Raw genomic sequence first — 19,028 nt, 5'->3', positions numbered from 1 at the left:
TGGGTTGGCTTACATTGCGAGGAAAATGATATTTATTTTTTTGCCACGGATCAAGTCTGATATGCATTTTTTTATGCTTAATTTATGGCATATAAAATGTAGCCTATCACTGTGATAAATCCGCCTTATCCGCGGATTTATCGTCGTCAGTGGCAGCAGTCAGCCATCAGTTATATCAGCGTTTTCTGGGTCAATGACTCCAGTATTTTTAGCGGAGACTGCTGGGGGTGTTTCATACCGTCAACCGGCAGTAGGAAGGTCTGTTCCAGCATATATTGCCCGCCCATCGCCGCATGTGGCGTTTGATCTGAGAAGCAGATCCAACTGCTACCCGAAGGAAAATCAATGGCTTGTTGTTGACCATTCTTTTGATAATCCAGATCTGACTTCATTTTATCATGCAACTGAAGCATCAAATGATCGTAATGGCTACGGCGGCGCTTGGTGATTCCGACCTTATGTTGCAGCCAACTGCTAATAGGGGAATAGCTATCAAGCTGTGGTAAATAGCGGCTGACAAGCTGTGTAAAATCTTCTCCGACTCGCCATGACCGTGGTTCACCATGAGGATTGATATTGGTAAAGATTCGGATGATACGCTCGCCATAATTTGGTCGCGAAGGAAAAGCATCAATATGCAAGCGGCTATCGTCCTTACGCCACGATGTTTTATCGCGCCAGGCGGTCACCGGATGCAAGCGCAGACTATTGGTTGGGCTGCGTAAGGCCGTGGTATATTCCGGCAATAATTGATTCACCAGACTGAGGCAACTCTGATAATAACGCTCAAGCAATTGGCGGGTTAATGCCACTTTACTTTCATCAGTGACACCGGTAAGTGTGCCTTCCTGCGGTTTAAAACTGATATTTTTACGTTTAACATCAACCAATGCAGGGTCAAGCAGTTGCTTTTCCTGCTCACTTAACTCAAAGGTTAGATGAGGTAAAAACAGCACTTTACCTTGCTCCAGCGCTTCGATGGCACTGGTGTTTTCCGCATTGCTTTGATCCCAACTGCTGTAGGGGAGCGTAAGAATCGATGAATCTAACGCATGACTTTGATTATAATTGTTCATCAACTTTCCGCTTCTAGATATTAATTTTGTCGATCATAACTTTTTATTATAGGTAATGTGAGGTCTGTGGCACAGATTTTAGATTTTGTTTGTCTTCGTTATCTGCACTAATGGTGGCAGCCGTCGCATAATCGGGGAGGATTTTACAATTGAAGTCTGGATTTCGGCATGTTCTGACCAGCGATCGATGATGATATCCAATTGATCCATGGAATGAATGTATAAGCGGCTAACAAAGCAGTCGTCGCCAGCAACTTTATCACATTCGACACATTCCAACGTTTCCTTAATCATCTCTTCGGTGATGTGCCGCATTCCGGGTAAAGGCTTCACACGCGCAATGGCTTGTAAACCGTAGCCGAAGGCCCGCTGGTCCAAATCCAATGTATAACTACGGATGATATTACGTTCTTCGAGGCGTCTTAGGCGCTCGGATGTACTGGGGGAGGAGAGGTTGACTTGCTGAGACAGGTCTTTCAGGGATATCCGTGCGTTGTCTGCTAAAATTGCAATCAATTGTTCGTCAATTTTGTCCATGCCTGTCGCCTCTTATTATTAGATACAATAGCGTTATTATAGGCATCATTTTGATTTATTAACGATATTTACCTAGCAAAAAGAATATGTCAGGTCAATAAAAGGTAAGTTTTCGACAGTTGCTAATGATGATAAAGCTGGCGATGACCTCAATGAGGGTTACCAAGATTTAATGATTGGAAGCCTAATTTTGGCTAAAAGATAAACTCATACCTCACCTGGTCTCTGGCTGGGTATGAGTATGCTGAATGTTGCTGATTATTGTCTGATCGCCGATGTACTGGCTAATGATGCGGTATCATTCAGTTCATTGCTTCGCATCGACTTTTTTTGCAAATAGGCTAAATCATAGACATCATAAAAGTCTATTTCACCTTTATTACTAATTATATTTTTAAATCGCAGCTTAAAATCATCACTGATATTTTTATTATTAAGTATTTCATCAATTGCTTGGCTTGATAATGCGCGACTGAAGAACCATTCGCCGTTATAACAAACACGTAAATCAAGAATGCCAATATCATCAAACTTAAATACGGGTTTGATTTCCATCATCAGAACGGCTGACATCAAGACAAAGAAAACGGTAAAGGCGATCATATAGCCAGTACCAAAGTAAGGTGTTAAGTACATTAAAACTAATACAAAAAAGTATGAGATCAACATCGCCAGGCAGAGGTAGGGATGTTTGTAGACAAAATCGCTGTTAAATTTTAACCGGCCATCTCTATTTTCTTTCTGGTTTATTCTTGCGATGTCGTCGATTAATATTTTTTTAATTATGTCCATAATTATGACCTTGTATTTAATAGCGCATAAAAATTAAACCATAATGGCTTGTTATAGATTAGCATGAAAAGTTAAATTTAAGGTATATCAATTCGATGAATTAGTTTGCAAAACTGTTATAGCTAAGCGGGAGCAATATCACTATTTTATTTATTCATCAGGTGAAAGCAATCACTTCAACTTTCACCTGATGAATCTTCACGATACGGGCAGTTATAGGTCGAAACCACGCTAAGCGGTCAGCACAATTTTACCAATATGTGTACTGCTTTCCATCAATTCATGGGCCTTTGCTGCATCTTCCAATGGGAACGTCTGAAATATTTGCGGTTTCATTTTGTTCTGACCCAGCAGCGGCCAAACTTGTTGCTCCAGCTCTTTGGCGATGAGCGCTTTTTCTGCCACACTGCGTGAGCGCAAAGTTGAGCCTGTATGTGTGAGGCGTTTTAACAGCATCAACATAAAGTTTAGATCTTTGGCATTGCCATTCTGCGTACCAATCTGAACAATACGACCATTCATAGCAGCAGCGTCGTAGTTACGCGCGACATAATCGCCAGCAATTAAATCAACAATAACATCAGCGCCTTTTCCTGCGGTGGCCCGCTTGGTTTCAGCGACAAAGTCTTCTGTATGATAGTTAATGGCAATATCGGCACCTAACGCCAGACATGCCTGACGTTTTTCTTCGGAACCGACGGTAACAATAACTGTTTTTGCACCGAATGCCTTACTTAATAAGATGGCCGTGGTTCCGATACCCGAAGAGCCTCCGTGAATTAATACTGTCTTACCGGCAGTAAAATGGCCGCGCTGGAATAAATTGGTCCACACAGTGAAGAATGTCTCTGGCAGGGCGGCGGCTTCTATTTCTGTCAGGTTGTTAGGGATAGGCAAGGCATTAGTTTCATGTATGACACAGTATTGGGCATAACCACCCCCTGCGATGAGCCCACAGACTTTATCCCCAATCTTAAAGCGGCTAACACCGGCGGCGAGAGCAACGACCACACCTGCGACTTCTAACCCTGGAATATCTGATGCTCCGGGTGGTGGAGCATATTGCCCGCGACGCTGCATGACATCAGGGCGGTTAACTCCAGCGGCTGAAACCTTAACTAATATTTCGCCCGCAGCGGGCATAGGTGTCGGTCTTTTTACTGGAACAAGAACTTCTGGACCACCAGTTTGGGTGATTTCAATCGCGACCATATTTGCCGGGAGATGAGTTAACGATGTCATAATATTCCTCTTGTCGCATGAAGATACTAAGTCAATAGCTATGCTAATAACCGAATGACTATCTTAGTCCCGCAATAGAAATAGTTCATGGCGAGAATGTGCTTAAGTGATGACAATAGTTTAAAAACTTGAGGGTATCGCAGGAGTAGAAAGCAAAAAAAGCGCCCGATAGGGGGCGCATAAATTTGCAAAGGAGTTGTACATGTATGACTATTGCATGGCTGCAATCAAGACTAAGAGATGTTTGGAACACCTTGATACTAGAAGGCTTCCTCTTGGGGCGATATAGGTATAAATCCGAAATCACAGAAAACAATTACTGAATTTACTTCACCCCAATAAAAACCGGACTTTATACCATCTGATTACTGAACTTTGTACTGCCAACGGACCTTATACTGATAAACTTCATTGGTCAGTAAATGATCGGTATGGACGCTAGGGCTCCAGGAGTCATCGCCGCCCACTCCCATATGAAAACCATCAATATTCAGCCAAGTGCCCGGCTCTGGTTTAAGCAAGTGTTGATGGTTAGTCGTCATTAACTGCTGCGTGCTATAACGGCTGATACCAAAATGGAACTGTCCAGTTAATTGCCAGTTTCCGTAATTCAGGTTGCGGGTATTGCAGCGCAGACCATTTTCACTTGGGAATATATAGGGAGTATGCATTTGACTGAGAGATTGTTGCCAATGTCCAAATTGTGCAGAGAGCTGGCGATCAGGGTAGTTCTCGTGCGGTCCTAAGCCTAGCCAGTCAACATTTTCGGCGACATCGGATAATTGGCAGCACATACCAATTCTTGCCGGGGAGGGGAGTAATGTAGCGATTTGAACCCGGACATCAATAGTCATTCGACCATGCTGATCAAAGTGGTATAGCCAATGTGAATGCAATAGCTGTTCATCGGCAAATTTGTAGCCATACTCCGCGCTAATCTGTATTGAGTGAGATAATTTATCGGCCTGTAGCGATAAACAGTGCTGCTCTAATTGATACATCCCAGCTTTTTTCCAGCGCTCAACCCAGGCGTTGGGATCAATACGAGTTGCCTCACTAATACCGATATCGTTATCTAAAGGGGCGCGGACAAATTGATCTCGTAACGGGGCCAACAACATGGCTTTTTCGCCTACCCACCACTGTTCTAATAATCCAGTTTGCCGACTGAACTGCCAGCGCTGTTGCTGATGGACCACCATAATATGGTGTGCATCTTGTTGTAGTTGGAGATGACTCGGTGTGGCAACTTTAGCTTGGGAGTGACGAGTGAAAGAGAGTGCCTGAGGTAAACGCCACTGATGCCAGGCGCAGCGATGATTATTTGACGACCAAGATGTTGCTTTCGTTTGTCTGACTTCAACGTTCAGCCATAGATTCCCTGATTTATCGATGGTCGGTAGTTGTTCAGCCAGAGTGTAATGCTGTGTGCTCTCGGGGGATAAATTTAGCTCAAAATTTCCTTCCAGAACTAATTTCCCCTCTGACTCTATTCGCCAATAGAGCTGTTCGTTGTCACTGTTTCGGAACAGATATTCGCTGGTTATGCTTATTACTAGCGGAGTGGTGCTTAGTAATGAGAACTGGAAAAATTGCTGAGCACATTGTGCTTCATATAAGCTTGGATGAGGAGTACGGTCTGGAAAAACCAGCCCATTCATACAGAATTGGCGATCATTTGGAGTATCGCCAAAGTCACCGCCATAAGCCCAATAAGGTTGGTTATTTTCATCATTACGAATCAGGCTCTGGTCTACCCAATCCCAAACAAAGCCCCCTTGTAGTCGAGGATGCTCACGGAATGCTTGCCAATAACGGGCAAAACCACCAAAACTATTTCCCATCGCGTGGGCATACTCACACAAAATCAATGGGCGAGATTCATCTGGTAAACCAATCCATTTCTTTATTGACCATTTAGGTACGGCAGGAAACGGTTGGTCTTCATCCACTCGGGCATACATTGGGCAAACAATATCGGTTGCAGCAGTATTTGCACCACCGCCTTCATATTGGACTGGCCGGGTGGGGTCATTGGATTTTATCCAGCGATAGAGGGCATCATGGGTAGCTCCGTGGCCCGACTCATTACCTAACGACCAGATGATAATACAAGCATGATTACGGTCACGCTGAACCATGCGGGTAACTCGTTCGCTGAAAGCAGAAAACCACTGTGGGTCATCGGCTAGTCGCCCCATCGGCTGCATTCCATGGGTCTCAATATTGGCTTCATCAACAACATACAGTCCATAGCGGTCGCACAGCCGATACCACAACGGGTGATTGGGATAGTGCGAGCAACGTACAGCATTAAAATTATGTTGCTTCATCAGAATGATGTCTTGCAACATACTTTCTTCATCAATGGCTTGACCGGTTTGTGGATGATGTTCATGGCGGTTAACGCCACGAATCAGCACTGCTTTGCCGTTTACCTTGAGCTGCCCTTGATGAACTGCAACTTGCCGAAAACCAACATCATAGGCCTCGGCCTCGATAAGTTTCTGTTCACTATTGAGTAGAGAAACGACAGCACGATACAGCGTTGGTTGTTCCGCGCTCCATAATAATGGAGAAGTTACCCGAAGGTTTAAGTGGGTACGATCCGTATAATTGCCCCGTTCATCAATCGCCTGTGTACCAAGGGGTTGCTGTAAATCTGCGACCAAAGTATCAGCGAGGAAAAGCTGAACACGGACTTGGTAGGCCTCGGTGATTTGCAGATTATTAATATCAAGCAGTGGGATATTAATCGCCGCTATCACCTCTAAGTTAGCTGAACTGAATTCGGGAGATAGGTGAGTTGCAATATGAATATCTCGCAAATGAATATCAGGCTTGTGCAGTAAACTGACATCGCGGAAAATGCCGCTCATCCGCCACATATCCTGATCTTCCAAATAACTACCATCACTCCAACGCAACACCAATACCGCAATACGGTTATCGCCTGTCTGTAAATAAGGCGTGAGATCAAATTCCGCAGGCAAGCGGCTGTCTTGCGAATATCCCACCCATTGACCGTTACACCACAGATAAAATGCAGAATTTACCCCATCAAAAATAATGCGGGTTTGTCCTGAGGATAGCCAGTGAGGTTCTAAAGTAAAATAACTTGAATAGCAGCCAGTTGGGTTTTCCTGCGGTACACGAGGGGGATCGACAGGGATGGGATATTGCACATTGGTATAAATAGGTGTGTCGAAACCATGGAGCTGCCAGTTGGCGGGTACTGGCAGTGATGTTGCCTCAGGTAAATCATGCTCAACCCAATCATCGGGGACTAATTCGGGCTGAGTAAAGTAGCTAAATGCCCATTGCCCATTGAGTAGCCGCCGTTGTGGCGAGTCGGTGTCGCTTTTAGCAGCGTCAATATCACGCCAACTGTGAAAAGGCGGGTGTGCTTCGAGACGATGATACTGCGTCACCTGCGGGTTTTCCCAATCCCGGCGAGACAGAATCTGCGATAGGGTTGGTTTCACTTGCTGTTGAGCCTTTTGCAGTGACGTCATGGTATCAGCCTCATATTTGGTGAGTATTTTCTTGTTTTAGTCAGCGATAAAAATAAATGTTATGCGCTCACAATTTCGATGCAGTCAAGATGGATTCAGCAGAAAGTAAAGTAAACAGCGGCGGGTTAAATAGTCGAGAGTGATCGCATTTATTCACTTTCACGCGCTTTAGGATTAAATATGGCAGTTGTTTGGCGTATCGTCAGTTCGGTGGCCAACAGCAAAGACTCAGAAAGAGGCTCAATGGTGTGGTGCAGTCTGACAATTAGGCGAGAAACACTTTCTTCACCTAATAATTTAAAATTTTGTCTGATCGTCGTCAGTGGGGGATGAAAGTAGGCGCTGTCGTCGGTGTCATCATAACCAATCACCGAAACTCGACTTGGCACATCGATATTGTGCTCATGCAGGGCGCGTAGCACTCCCAGTGCCATTTGGTCGTTAGCAACTAAAATGGCGCTAAAGGGGATATTGCTGGTAAGGAGTTTCTGTGCTGCCTGATAACCACTTCGAGCGTTCCATTCTCCATAATAGACCGCTTGCGGAACTAATGAGGCGGTACTGAGCGCTTGTAACCATCCCTGATAACGTAATTGGGCAGAAATCGCGTCTTTCGGCCCGCAGATAAATACAATTTGTTGGTGGCCTAATGCAATCAGGTGCTCAGCCCCCTGAATTGCCCCTAATTTAGGATCGAATAAAACACTAAACGCGGCAGATTGCGGGTCTACATCAAGAAAAAGTACTGGGGTATCAGCGCATTGCTGGGCAATCTTCTGGCTGCGCTTCGGTTTTAAAGGGACATTAACTAGAATGCCATCAACCCGTTGAGCCAATAGCTCATTGATGGCTTGTTGACAGGCATGTTCACTATGGTCATCAATCATAGCAATAACGACGTTATATCCCAATTCACGGGCCTTTCGTTTAATAGCCGCCGCTATCTGTGAAGGAGCATGCAAGGAGAGGTCGGTGGTGGCTAGTCCTAGTGTTAGGCTATGCTTTCCCGCAAGCTGCTGAGCAACCCGGTTAGGGACGTAGTTCAACTCAGTCATCGCTAACTCCACCTTATGGCGAGTTTTTGGCGAAACATGCGGTGCCTGGTTTAGAACGCGAGATACAGTTTGATATGAAACACCAGCCTGGCGCGCAACATCATCTAAAGTGGCAGACTTGGCTTTCATGTATTCCTCTCAGGTATAGATGGCTGCTTATTATAGCAAATTCAATAGATAAACTTTCAGCCGCTCCCCGCAAAGATGATGAAAATAGGCTGTTGAAGATATTTTTACTCTGTTGAGACTAAAAGCGCTGCGGTGCCGCCACCTATTAATAATAATTCTGGTGATTATTATGTGTAAAACAAAGCTTCAAGAGTATAATAAATAGCTTTTTTGGCTTTATTTTAGTCATACAAACAAGAATCTGTAGTTTGCCTGCTAAAAAGAGTTGCTATTAAAAGCCGGTCATGAGTTAATGCGTCTCGGCCTGTGGTACAGACCTATTTATGCACGACATCTTGAGTAAAGTGGTTCATATTTAAAGCGTTATCGTTGATAGCTCTTCACTGACGAATTTCCTTCATAGTGCCTCCATAAGTAACGACTGATAACCGGCTATAACACGCCCATGGTGGCAAAATTTTTTAATAAAGGAAATACACATGTCTAACATGATGAAAGGTCAAGTAAAGTGGTTCAACGAGTCTAAAGGCTTCGGTTTCATCACTCCAGCTGATGGCAGCAAAGACGTGTTCGTTCACTTCTCTGCAATCCAAGATCAAGGTTTCAAGACCCTGGCTGAAGGCCAGAACGTACAGTTCTCTATCGAGAACGGTGCTAAAGGTCCGTCTGCAGCAAACGTAACTGCAATCTAATTGGCCTTTGGCTGATTATAAAAAAACCCGCTAAGGCGGGTTTTTTACTTTCTAGTGCAAAGCAAAATCCAATCAATTAACACTCCCTCTACATCGATTCGCTGATTTACCTAACTAATCCTCTGCGTGAATATTTCCCTTCAATATTATCATCAAAAGCATACCGTTGAGTGCGCGTAAACCTTATCATTCTCACCTGATTCTGTACTACACTAGCAACATTGATTTAACCAAAGGTAATATCATGAAAGTGAATGATCGGGTGACAGTAAAAACCGATGGCGGCCCACGACGTGAAGGGGTTGTTTTAGAGGTGGAACAGTTTAGCGAGGGCGTCATGTACTTAGTTTCGCTAGAGGATTATCCTGCGGGCGTCTGGTTCTTTAATGAAATTGACAGCCATGATGGCACCTTTGTTGAGCCACTGCATAAGTAGTGTTCTTGACCCTTTTAGCTGCTGGGTGGTTATCGAGCAGTAATAAAAAACCGGAGGAAGGTGGATACCTTGCCTCCGGTTTTGTTATCTATTTTTATAAATCATAGCTCGGCTGAATTATTGCTAGTGATAACTTAGAAGGTTTCCCAATTCAATGAGTCATCACCTGACTTTTTATTGGTGCTGGTTTTATTCTGGGCTGTCGACATCGGTGCTGGGTTTTTAAGCGCCGTGGATGAGTTGCGTCCCTTCAAATGGAATACCGCGACCGCTTGAGTCAATACTTCAGCTTGTTGCTCCAGAGATGCTGCCGCTGCGGAGGCTTCCTGTACTAAAGAGGCGTTCTGCTGTGTCACGTTGTCCATTTCGGACACGGCTTGCGCCACCTGACTAATACCGCGGCTTTGCTCATCAGATGCCGATGCAATTTCACCCATAATATCAGTTACATGGGTGACAGCAGTGACTATCTCTTTCATAGTCTTACCTGCATCGGACACAAGAATTGAGCCATCGCCAATAAGATCAACTGAAGCTTCAATTAATGACTCAATTTCTTTGGCAGCATCAGCACTACGCTGCGCCAGATTACGAACCTCACTGGCCACCACGGCAAACCCACGGCCTTGCTCACCCGCGCGGGCAGCCTCAACGGCTGCATTTAATGCTAGGATATTGGTTTGGAATGCAATGCTGTTAATGACATTGGTGATTTCAGCAATTTTCATTGAGCTGAGAGATATTTTATCCATGGTGCTGACAACATCGTTAACGATATCACCACCTTGAGCCGCTTTTCCTGATGCGTTAGCCGCCAGTTGGCTGGCATGGTGTGCATTTTCCGCATTCTGCTTCACTGTGGCGGTAAGTTGCTCCATGCTGGCGGCTGTTTGCTCAAGTGACGCCGCTTGTTGCTCGGTTCGGGCGGAAAGGTCAGTATTGCCCAATGCAATTTCACTGGAGCCTTGATAGATAGATTCGGCGCTGCTGCGAACGGCTTCAACAGTTGAGGATAGTGAATCCTGCATTTGCTGAATGTTGTTGCCTAGTACACCGATTTCATTGCGGCCAAACGAAACTGAACTCTGGGTTAAATCACCTTGAGCAATACGCTGGATCCGCTCTACCAGCCAGTTAATCGGCTTGATAATCACTTTGCTGATCACCAAGAAAGCAATGACTGTCAGCAGCAAGGCGAGAATAAAGGCTCCCCCCATCAGAATGTAACCCAGGCGTGCTTCTTGTTGAGCTGCCAGATTGATTTGATTAGCACGCTCAGTACGATATTTAACTGCTTTTAACAGTGGCTCATTGTAGGCGTCATCTAACTGATTGAGTTTTTCTGCTTCTAGCGAGATGACTTCTTCAAAATGCCCCTCTTTGGTCGCGGCCAGCATGAGTTTCATTCCGTCGTCGCGATACTCTTCATAAGCTTTTTTTAGTGGTGCATCTAAGGCTGTGTCGGTTTCGGATTTAATAGGACGGTTATAGTAGAGGTTAAACATTTGCTGAGATTGTGAAATAAGACTTTCTGCATTTTTCAGACCTTGTTGATAACCTTGAGTATCACCGATACGTGCCGATGATGCCGCTTGAATCAAAATAAGGCGTGCTGTACGCAGGTGGTTCGAGCTGTTAGACAGGCCCAGACGGATATCCAGTTCTTGAGTCGCTTCTTCCAGCGATTGATTACTTTGTTTTAAAAAGTAGCCAGAGGTACCAATTGCCGCTGCAAATAACAGCAGTATTCCCGCCAAAATGGCAATAAACAGAGTGACCAGACGCATATTATTAACAAATAATACTTTCGTATCTTTATTATGTTCTGGCGCTATTTTTATATCCGATGGGTTATGCGTACTTCCACGTTTCATTGTTAGTTCCGTTTCTATAGTCGCTCGAGGAAAGGTCCTTGCCTGATATATCCTGACTTGATGCTACCGTGCTGTTGACTGACGAATGGCAACACCAGTGACTCCGGATATAGGCATCGCTACTTAAAGTTAATCCACCCCTATAATTGAAATAATTTTCACAGTCCTTTAAGAACCTATCGGCAAAGGCCCTAAAATAGTTAGAGCTATAAATGAGACCGTGATCGCAATTTGAACTAAAGATACATTACATTTCTGTAATTGTGTCAATGACTTGATAGAGGGCTTCCCCAGCGCTGTACACAGTTGCACAGGCTAGGGCAAGGGGGTTACAGCCACTGGGCTGTTGCTTTTCCGAGAGGTGAGGCAGGCAGCCTCCAATGACACTGTGTGCTTGATAATGATATTGGTGCGTGCAAGCGTAACGCCGGACCCCAGTAGGTCATTTCGGGTTGCGGTTGATAATCATCAGCCGTTGCGCAAATAGCTTTTAAACTAATGTCGTCGGTATGATAAGGAGCATCAAGCAATATCTCGGCGGTACGAGCCAGAGATAGTCGGGCGCTGTAACCTCTATTTTGTGTCAGTCGCTGAACCAGTCCTTGGACCGCTGCAGCGGCCATTAAATAGCCTGTTGCATGATCCAGTGCCTGTACAGGTAGAGGGATAGGATGTGGCGCTTTTTGCCATTTCATCCCAGCATCAGCAATGCCACAGCTCATTTGTACCAAACTGTCAAAACCGCGCCTGTTACGCCACGGGCCGCTCCAGCCATAAGCATTTAGGCAAATATCGACGAGTCCGGGGCATAGCTGGCGCCGTTCGTCCGGGCCGTAACCCAACTGCTCTAATGCTCCGGCTCGATAGCCATGGATGATGACATCGGCCTGACCCAATAAATGTTCAAAGATGTGGCGGTCATGATGATTATTCAGATTTAACCGTGCGCAACGTTTACCTAGGGTGACTTCCGGTTCGACGGCGGGTTCATCCCAAGAGAAAGGATCGATGCGCAACACGTCAGCGCCCCAACCAGCAAGAAAGCGAGTGGCTATCGGCCCCGCCAGAATGCGAGTGAGATCTAACACGCGGATACCCGCTAGTGGCTGTGCCAGTGATACATCCCAATCGGGCGCAGCAGTTTCTGGATGATAAACCGCCGCAAAAATGGGTTCGCTGGTGACACTGGCACCTTGGGTATGCTGTTGCCATTGTTGGTGAGAATACATCTGAGCTGCACATCCGCCAGCAGTAATAACAGCTTGTTCGAGCTCATGAGCTTTCCATTGGCTGACTGCATCAGCTACGGCACTTTTATGCTGATGCGTGCCTAGAACACGTTCGACGGCCAGGCGGTGACGCGGGACATTAGTGTGCAAGCGGATCCAGCCATCACTGGCCTGATAATCCCCCGCAATGGCATCCCATGCAGAGGGTAATTGCCAGTTTATCGGTTTCAATGACCATCCAAACCATAATGAGGCCAAATGGCTATCAACCGTGACTATGGGTTTTAAGCCGTGCTTGGCCTCAAGTAATGCTGCAACAGCTAATCCAGCCGTGGCAATAGCGGCACAAGCTAACGGCGTTACCGGAAATACTGATGGCAGTTGTTCCTCTGCAACAAACACTAATTGATCCTCAGGGAGGTTGGAATAACCCAAACTTTGCCATAACTGCCGTGTCAGTGTTGTTGTGAGTGGTGTGGTCATGAAAAACTCCAGTGATAACGTGACGTTTGCAGTGTAGCAAGTGGGAAAGCTTTTCGCCTGAGACTGATAAATATCGTATGCGGCAATAAAGTATTATTAAAAAAAGATATTATTATATTATCCCTATTATTTATTGGGCAGAAGTTGGTTTAAGTTTTGTTTAGAAATATAACCTTTACATAATTATCACCCGCAACTATACTCTTGGAAAATTTCGGTGGAGAAACTAATGGATACGCAAAGTAGTAGTCAAATAAGCAAGGCAAGCTAACTCATCTCCCGACTGATTTGTTGCTTGCCGAAAAATGGCGGGCAGCACCCTCTCTGTATTTCCTGAGCTGTGCACACCCAATAAATTATTTAACTCGATGAATTTCATCGAGGGTATTAATTCGGGTTTTTATTATGGTATTTAACAACCACGCACTCTTTCCTCCAGGCACTAATACCGGTTATTGCTGATTTCCTTCGGGTATATATCAGCACAATTACCTGTGTGCTAAATAGCACATGATTATTCTACCAATGATTAATTCATGGAGAGAATCATGGCATTAACTCCTTTTGTCGTAAATTTATTACTGGCGATGTGTCTGGGTGCGTTAATTGGCGCGGAAAGACAATGGCGTCAGCGTATGGCCGGTCTACGGACTAATGCATTGGTCGCCACCGGTGCTGCGGTATTTATTCTTAGCTCTTATGCAACATCCCCTGACAGCCCGGGCCGTATTGCTGCTCAAGTAGTTTCCGGAATTGGCTTCCTCGGTGCTGGTGTGATAATGCGTGAAGGCATGAATATTCGTGGCCTGAATACGGCTGCCACACTGTGGTGTTCCGCCGGGATTGGCGTGCTTTGTGGTCTGGGCCTATATTGGAATGCTGTTGTTGCAACGGCGGTTATCCTTTGCGCCAATATATTGCTACGCGAAGCGGCACAACGAATCAATATGCAACCTCAGCAACAAGCTGTCGATTTAGAAGTTCGGTATCGGATTCAAGTCACTTGTGGTGCTGAAGATGAAATCTTGGTTCGCACGCTCATTTTGCAGGCGCTAAATGGTGTGGCGTTACGGTTACAGTCACTTTGCAGCGCCGATATTGCCAGACCGGGGCAGCTAGAGGTCTGTGCTGAAATTATGGCGACACCAGCAGAACAAAAAGAAATTGAAAGTATTGTTTGCCGCGTAAGTTTAGAGCGCAGTGTCAGCTCTATTCACTGGCGCATCGCGTCGGAATTACCGGTATAGCCTTTATTTAGCGTAGCAACATTGTGGCAACGCTAAATTTTGTTAGCATGATTAATTCAGAGAATTAATCTGTATTTTAAAAAGTAATAAATAGCGCTAACCCATGTGGTAGTAAGGAGTCGTTATGGACGATCACCCCGGAGTTAACTCAATTAGCTGCTGCTAATTAAATATAAATACAAAGTTGGCAGCGCAATAATAGTTCAGCACATTTATCTCTCAGTAATTGAGCGGATAAGTCCTGTGCGTTTAGAATTAAAAGAGAAGCGTTATGACTAAATTTAAAAAGACAGCTACCGGCCGAAGCGATAATAAAAAACCTTTTACTATTGCGCTAGAGGCTAAAAATAGCCTGGACCAAACTTTATCCAAGTTAAATGCAAACTTGAACGGGCTGACTGAGGAAGATGCTCAAGAACGTCTGGAATTATATGGCATTAATCAGGTTGCACATGAGAAAGCTCCGCCAGCACTGGCCCAACTCTTATCGGCATTTAATAACCCTTTTATTTTTGTTTTAATGATCTTGGCGGCAATCAGCTTCTTTACTGATTATTGGTTGCCTCTGCAAAATGGTGAAGAAACCGATCTGGTTGGCGTCAGTATTATTGTGACGATGGTATTAATCAGTGGGTTGCTGCGCTTCTGGCAAGAATATCGCACTAATAAAGCTGCGGAAGCATTGAAGTCGATGGTGCGCACCACGGCAACGGTGTTGCGCCGTAGCAGCCACAGTGCTCAACCGGCGAAAAAAGAAATAGCCATTAAGCATCTGGTACCCGGCGATATCATTTTATTATCTGCCGGGGATATGATTCCAGCTGATCTACGACTGATTAAATCCAGAGATTTGTTTATCAGCCAGGCCATTCTGACAGGGGAAGCGATACCCATTGAGAAATATGATGCCATGGGCGCCGTTACTTCAAAGTCAGTAGAGGCGAATGCCAGCAGTGAAAGCGAATTACTTGAGTTGTCTAATGTCTGTCTGATGGGGACTAACGTTGCCAGCGGGACAGCAATGGCAGTGGTTGTAGCCACTGGTGGGCATACTTATTTCGGGTCGCTTGCTAAGTCGATTGTCGGCAATCGTGCACAAACTGCCTTTGATCGTGGGGTTAATAGTGTCAGTTGGTTATTGATTCGCTTTATGTTGGTGATGGTACCAATTGTATTATTGATTAATGGTTTTACTAAAGGGGATTGGTCTGAAGCGGCGCTGTTTGCATTGGCGGTTGCTGTCGGATTGACGCCTGAAATGTTGCCGATGATTGTCAGCTCCAACCTGGCTAAAGGCGCTATAGCGATGTCGCGGCGAAAAGTTGTGGTTAAGCGACTGAATGCAATACAGAACTTTGGTGCTATGGATGTGTTGTGTACCGATAAAACCGGGACGTTGACACAAGACCGCATCATTCTTGAGCACCATTTAGATGCGCGCGGCAGTAATGACAGCAAAGTATTACAGTTAGCATGGCTTAACAGTTTTCACCAAAGTGGTATGCGTAATTTGATGGATCAGGCGGTCATCAAATTCAGTCGCGGCAAGCCAGAGATTGATGCTTTGCGTAGTTTCAATAAGGTTGATGAGCTGCCGTTTGATTTCATCCGTCGCCGCTTATCCATTGTAGTAAAAGATGAGCAACAGCATCAGCAATTGATCTGTAAAGGCGCAGTGGAAGAGATGCTCAGCATCTGCACCCATGTACGTGAAGGTGATGAGATTTATGCGTTGGATGATGCTCGTCGCATGTCATTACTGGCGCTCGCCACCCAATATAATGAAGATGGTTTCCGTGTTTTGCTGCTGGCAACCCGTGAGCTGGGTAACCAAGTCAGTGAATTACCTCTAAACATTGCTGATGAGCGCGATTTAGTGGTTCAAGGCCTGTTGACCTTCCTTGATCCGCCCAAAGAGAGCGCCGAGGCCGCGATTACCGCATTACGTGAAAATGGGGTTGCCGTCAAAGTGTTAACCGGTGATAACCCTATTATTACGGCCAAAATCTGTCGCGATGTTGGGCTGGAACCCGGTGAGCCTCTCAGTGGTCGAGCAATTGAGGATATGGATGATGAAACACTGGCGCGTGAGGTGGAACTGCGCACCGTGTTTACCAAACTGACACCATTGCAGAAGTCGCGAGTGTTGAAAATGCTGCAAAGCAATGGGCATACCGTCGGTTTCTTGGGTGATGGTATCAATGATGCGCCAGCATTACGTGATGCGGATGTGGGGATCTCAGTTGATACCGGGACTGATATTGCTAAAGAGTCAGCCGACATTATTTTGCTAGAAAAGAATTTGATGGTGTTGGAAGAGGGCGTGATTAAAGGACGTGAAACTTTCGGGAACATCATCAAGTATCTGAATATGACGGCCAGTTCAAATTTCGGTAATGTCTTCTCCGTCTTGGTTGCCAGTGCTTTTATTCCGTTTTTACCAATGCTCGCCATTCATTTGCTGTTGCAAAACCTGATGTATGATATTTCTCAGCTCTCGCTGCCGTGGGATAAAATGGACAAAGAGTTTTTGCGTAAACCGCGCAAGTGGGATGCGAAGAACATTGGCCGTTTTATGCTATGGATTGGGCCGACTTCCTCCATTTTTGATATTACAACCTTCGCTCTGATGTGGTTTGTATTTGCTGCTAACAGTGTTGAACATCAGGCGTTGTTCCAGTCCGGCTGGTTCATTGAAGGTTTACTGTCGCAAACGTTAGTTGTTCATATGCTGCGAACACAAAAAATTCCGTTTATTCAAAGCACTGCGGCGTTGCCTGTGCTATTGACTACCGGGGTAATCATGGCAATTGGCATTTATATTCCATTCTCACCATTAGGGACACTAGTTGGGTTGCAACCCTTACCATGGCAATACTTCCCATGGCTGGCCGGCACGCTAATCAGCTACTGCGTCGTTGCGCAACTGATGAAGCAGTTCTATATTCGCCGCTTCGGTAAGTGGTTCTAACCGCTATTGTATCGATTCGAATCATACTGTTTTATATAACAAATCCGGGGCCATTTGGCCCCGGAATGATGAAACCCTTTTTATTGCTGACTATTCGTTACTGACGCGTATCACCAGCTTGCCGAAGTTTTTGCCCTCTAGCAGGCCAATAAAAGCTTGTGGCGCATTTTCCAGCCCATCGACCAGATCTTCCCTAAACTTGATTTTACCTTGCTCAACCCAAGGGGTCATTTGCTGCAAGAAATCACCAAAATGCGGGGCATAATCATCAAAGATAATGAATCCTTGCATCCGAATCCGCTTTCTTAAAATGATGCTTTGTAACAGGGGCAGACGGTCTGGGCCATCAGGTAACTCAGTGTCGTTATAGCGCGCAATTAAGCCACACACTGGGATACGCGCACGTGGGTTGAGTAACGGTAATACCGCGTCAAAGACGGCTCCACCGACATTCTCATAATAAATATCAATGCCTTTTGTACACACTTTTTCCAGCTGTTGCGCAAAATCGGTGGCCCGATGGTCGAGACAAGCATCGAAACCCAATTCTTCGACCACATAGCGGCATTTTTCTGCGCCGCCAGCCACGCCGATGACTTTACACCCCTTCAACTTACCGATTTGTCCGACAACAGAACCCACAGCACCGCTGGCTGCGGCGACCACGATCGTTTCACCGGCTTTGGGCTGACCAATATCCAATAAGCCTATGTAAGCGGTGAAACCTGGCATACCCAGCACCCCTAGGGCGCGTGAAGGGTGGGGGAATTGTGGCCCCAAATTGCGAATGCCTGTGCCATCAGAGAGTGAATAATCTTGCCAGCCGCTGCTGGCCAGAATCCAATCGCCGACTTGAAAGTCTGGATGTTTTGAAACTTCGACCCGTGAAACCGCACCACCCACCATGACCTCACCTACTTCAACCGGGGGAGCATATGACGGGGCATCGCTCATCCGACCACGCATATAAGGGTCGAGAGATAGGTAGCGGGTGCGCAGCAGCACCTGACCCGCTGCGGGTTGTGGAATAGGCTGAATATCGAGTGTGAAATTTTCGGCAGTTGGTGTGCCGTGCGGACGTGAAGCTAGCAGAATACGGCGGTTATTCATTTTATCTTGTGGCATCAGATTCCCTTACCTGTAAGAAGTCAATCGGGGGAGTGACGATAGAGACTGCTGAAAATCATAGTAGAGCTCTTCAGGATGGTTTCAGCTAATAGTGCGAAAGGCGTTGCTCTTTAGCCTGAGCAGACGCCATAAGAGGAAAGAGGGCGGTTAATCAAAGGGGGACAACGAGCACATCAACCATGCTGGTATTAATTAATCGGGCAGAGGAGCAAGAGAATTTATTCATCAAACTTGCACTATGATTGCCACATATCACCAGATCAACATGCTGTTTTTGGCAGAAATACGCCATGCTGTCGGCAAATTCGCCGTGTGCAATATTCCTGCTCTCAATGGGATAATCAGCATTGGCAGCCAACTCCGCCATAAATAATTGCGCTTCTTCTTGTATCACCGAGCGCAAATCACCCAGCATCGGTGCCGCATAGCTGCTGTACATTTCGGGCTCTGTGGTCAGGGTAATTAACGAGACCTTGCCATTATAGGGCCGAACGATGGAAACCGCTTTATTAACCAATTGTTGGCTATCAGGCGAAAGGGCAACTGCGACCAGCACATTCCTGTATCCCATAATTAAGCTCCTATAAGCACCGCTATAGCTTAAAGATTAGGGGATCACACC

14 protein-coding genes are annotated in these 19,028 nt (G+C 45.7%); 4 read left to right on the top strand and 10 right to left on the bottom strand.

From position 1 onward, the window contains the following. Window positions 1–170: 170 nt before the first annotated feature. The 6 genes from FTA96_RS07490 to FTA96_RS07465 all read right to left on the bottom strand — a co-directional run bounded on the left by FTA96_RS07490 (window position 171) and on the right by FTA96_RS07465 (window position 8,346). Entirely contained in the window at window positions 171–1,076 is a 906-nt protein-coding gene (locus tag FTA96_RS07490) for a Kdo hydroxylase family protein (RefSeq protein ID WP_186371090.1), read from the bottom strand. Between the two features lie 78 nt (window positions 1,077–1,154). Next, on the bottom strand, window positions 1,155–1,613 hold the full coding sequence (locus FTA96_RS07485; RefSeq protein ID WP_050106715.1) for an Lrp/AsnC family transcriptional regulator: 459 nt from the start codon (window positions 1,611–1,613) through the stop codon (window positions 1,155–1,157). A 258-nt stretch (window positions 1,614–1,871) separates the two neighbouring features. Then, a complete protein-coding gene (locus tag FTA96_RS07480) occupies window positions 1,872–2,405 on the bottom strand; it encodes a YlaC family protein (protein ID WP_050106714.1) in 534 nt (177 codons plus the stop codon). A 231-nt stretch (window positions 2,406–2,636) separates the two neighbouring features. Next, the gene (locus FTA96_RS07475; protein ID WP_145573511.1) at window positions 2,637–3,647 is read right to left on the bottom strand and encodes an NAD(P)H-quinone oxidoreductase; all 1,011 of its coding nucleotides are present in this window, start codon (window positions 3,645–3,647) and stop codon (window positions 2,637–2,639) included. Window positions 3,648–4,012: 365 nt separating this feature from the next. Then, window positions 4,013–7,162 carry a beta-galactosidase gene (locus FTA96_RS07470; RefSeq protein ID WP_145573509.1) on the bottom strand — a complete coding sequence of 1,050 codons (3,150 nt, stop codon included), beginning with the start codon at window positions 7,160–7,162 and terminating at the stop codon, window positions 4,013–4,015. Between the two features lie 149 nt (window positions 7,163–7,311). After that, entirely contained in the window at window positions 7,312–8,346 is a 1,035-nt protein-coding gene (locus FTA96_RS07465) for a LacI family DNA-binding transcriptional regulator (protein ID WP_145573506.1), read from the bottom strand. 479 nt (window positions 8,347–8,825) lie between these two features. Here FTA96_RS07465 and cspE point away from each other — a divergent pair, with 479 nt between their 5' ends. Together cspE and dsrB are read left to right on the top strand one after the other, a co-directional pair. Next, the gene (gene cspE, locus FTA96_RS07460; RefSeq protein ID WP_002210893.1) at window positions 8,826–9,038 is read left to right on the top strand and encodes a transcription antiterminator/RNA stability regulator CspE; all 213 of its coding nucleotides are present in this window, start codon (window positions 8,826–8,828) and stop codon (window positions 9,036–9,038) included. A 244-nt stretch (window positions 9,039–9,282) separates the two neighbouring features. Continuing rightward, the gene (gene dsrB, locus FTA96_RS07455) at window positions 9,283–9,474 is read left to right on the top strand and encodes a protein DsrB (protein ID WP_004701013.1); all 192 of its coding nucleotides are present in this window, start codon (window positions 9,283–9,285) and stop codon (window positions 9,472–9,474) included. A gap of 134 nt (window positions 9,475–9,608) precedes the next feature. Here dsrB and FTA96_RS07450 read toward each other — a convergent pair whose 3' ends face one another. Together FTA96_RS07450 and FTA96_RS07445 are read right to left on the bottom strand one after the other, a co-directional pair. Then, a complete protein-coding gene (locus FTA96_RS07450) occupies window positions 9,609–11,348 on the bottom strand; it encodes a methyl-accepting chemotaxis protein (RefSeq protein ID WP_050106710.1) in 1,740 nt (579 codons plus the stop codon). 329 nt (window positions 11,349–11,677) lie between these two features. Further along, window positions 11,678–13,060, bottom strand: coding sequence for a CoA transferase (locus FTA96_RS07445; protein ID WP_050106709.1), 1,383 nt, complete (start codon window positions 13,058–13,060; stop codon window positions 11,678–11,680). A 548-nt stretch (window positions 13,061–13,608) separates the two neighbouring features. Here FTA96_RS07445 and FTA96_RS07440 point away from each other — a divergent pair. Both FTA96_RS07440 and mgtA read left to right on the top strand, forming a co-directional pair. Beyond that, complete coding sequence (locus FTA96_RS07440; protein WP_050106708.1) at window positions 13,609–14,307, top strand: MgtC family protein; 699 nt, start codon at window positions 13,609–13,611, stop codon at window positions 14,305–14,307. 271 nt (window positions 14,308–14,578) lie between these two features. Beyond that, window positions 14,579–17,278: a magnesium-translocating P-type ATPase gene (gene mgtA, locus FTA96_RS07435; RefSeq protein ID WP_050151322.1), complete on the top strand. Its 2,700-nt coding sequence runs from the start codon at window positions 14,579–14,581 to the stop codon at window positions 17,276–17,278. A 90-nt stretch (window positions 17,279–17,368) separates the two neighbouring features. Here mgtA and FTA96_RS07430 read toward each other — a convergent pair whose 3' ends face one another. Next, the gene (locus FTA96_RS07430; protein ID WP_145529763.1) at window positions 17,369–18,403 is read right to left on the bottom strand and encodes an NADP-dependent oxidoreductase; all 1,035 of its coding nucleotides are present in this window, start codon (window positions 18,401–18,403) and stop codon (window positions 17,369–17,371) included. Between the two features lie 154 nt (window positions 18,404–18,557). Beyond that, on the bottom strand, window positions 18,558–18,977 hold the full coding sequence (uspC, locus tag FTA96_RS07425; RefSeq protein ID WP_050106705.1) for a universal stress protein UspC: 420 nt from the start codon (window positions 18,975–18,977) through the stop codon (window positions 18,558–18,560). Window positions 18,978–19,028 lie beyond the last annotated feature (51 nt).

The organism is Yersinia alsatica, from assembly GCF_902170305.1.
Classification (GTDB): Bacteria; Pseudomonadota; Gammaproteobacteria; order Enterobacterales; family Enterobacteriaceae; genus Yersinia; species Yersinia alsatica.
The sequence above is the reverse complement of the archived record's forward strand: the minus strand, read 5'-3'. Positions and strand labels throughout refer to the sequence as shown.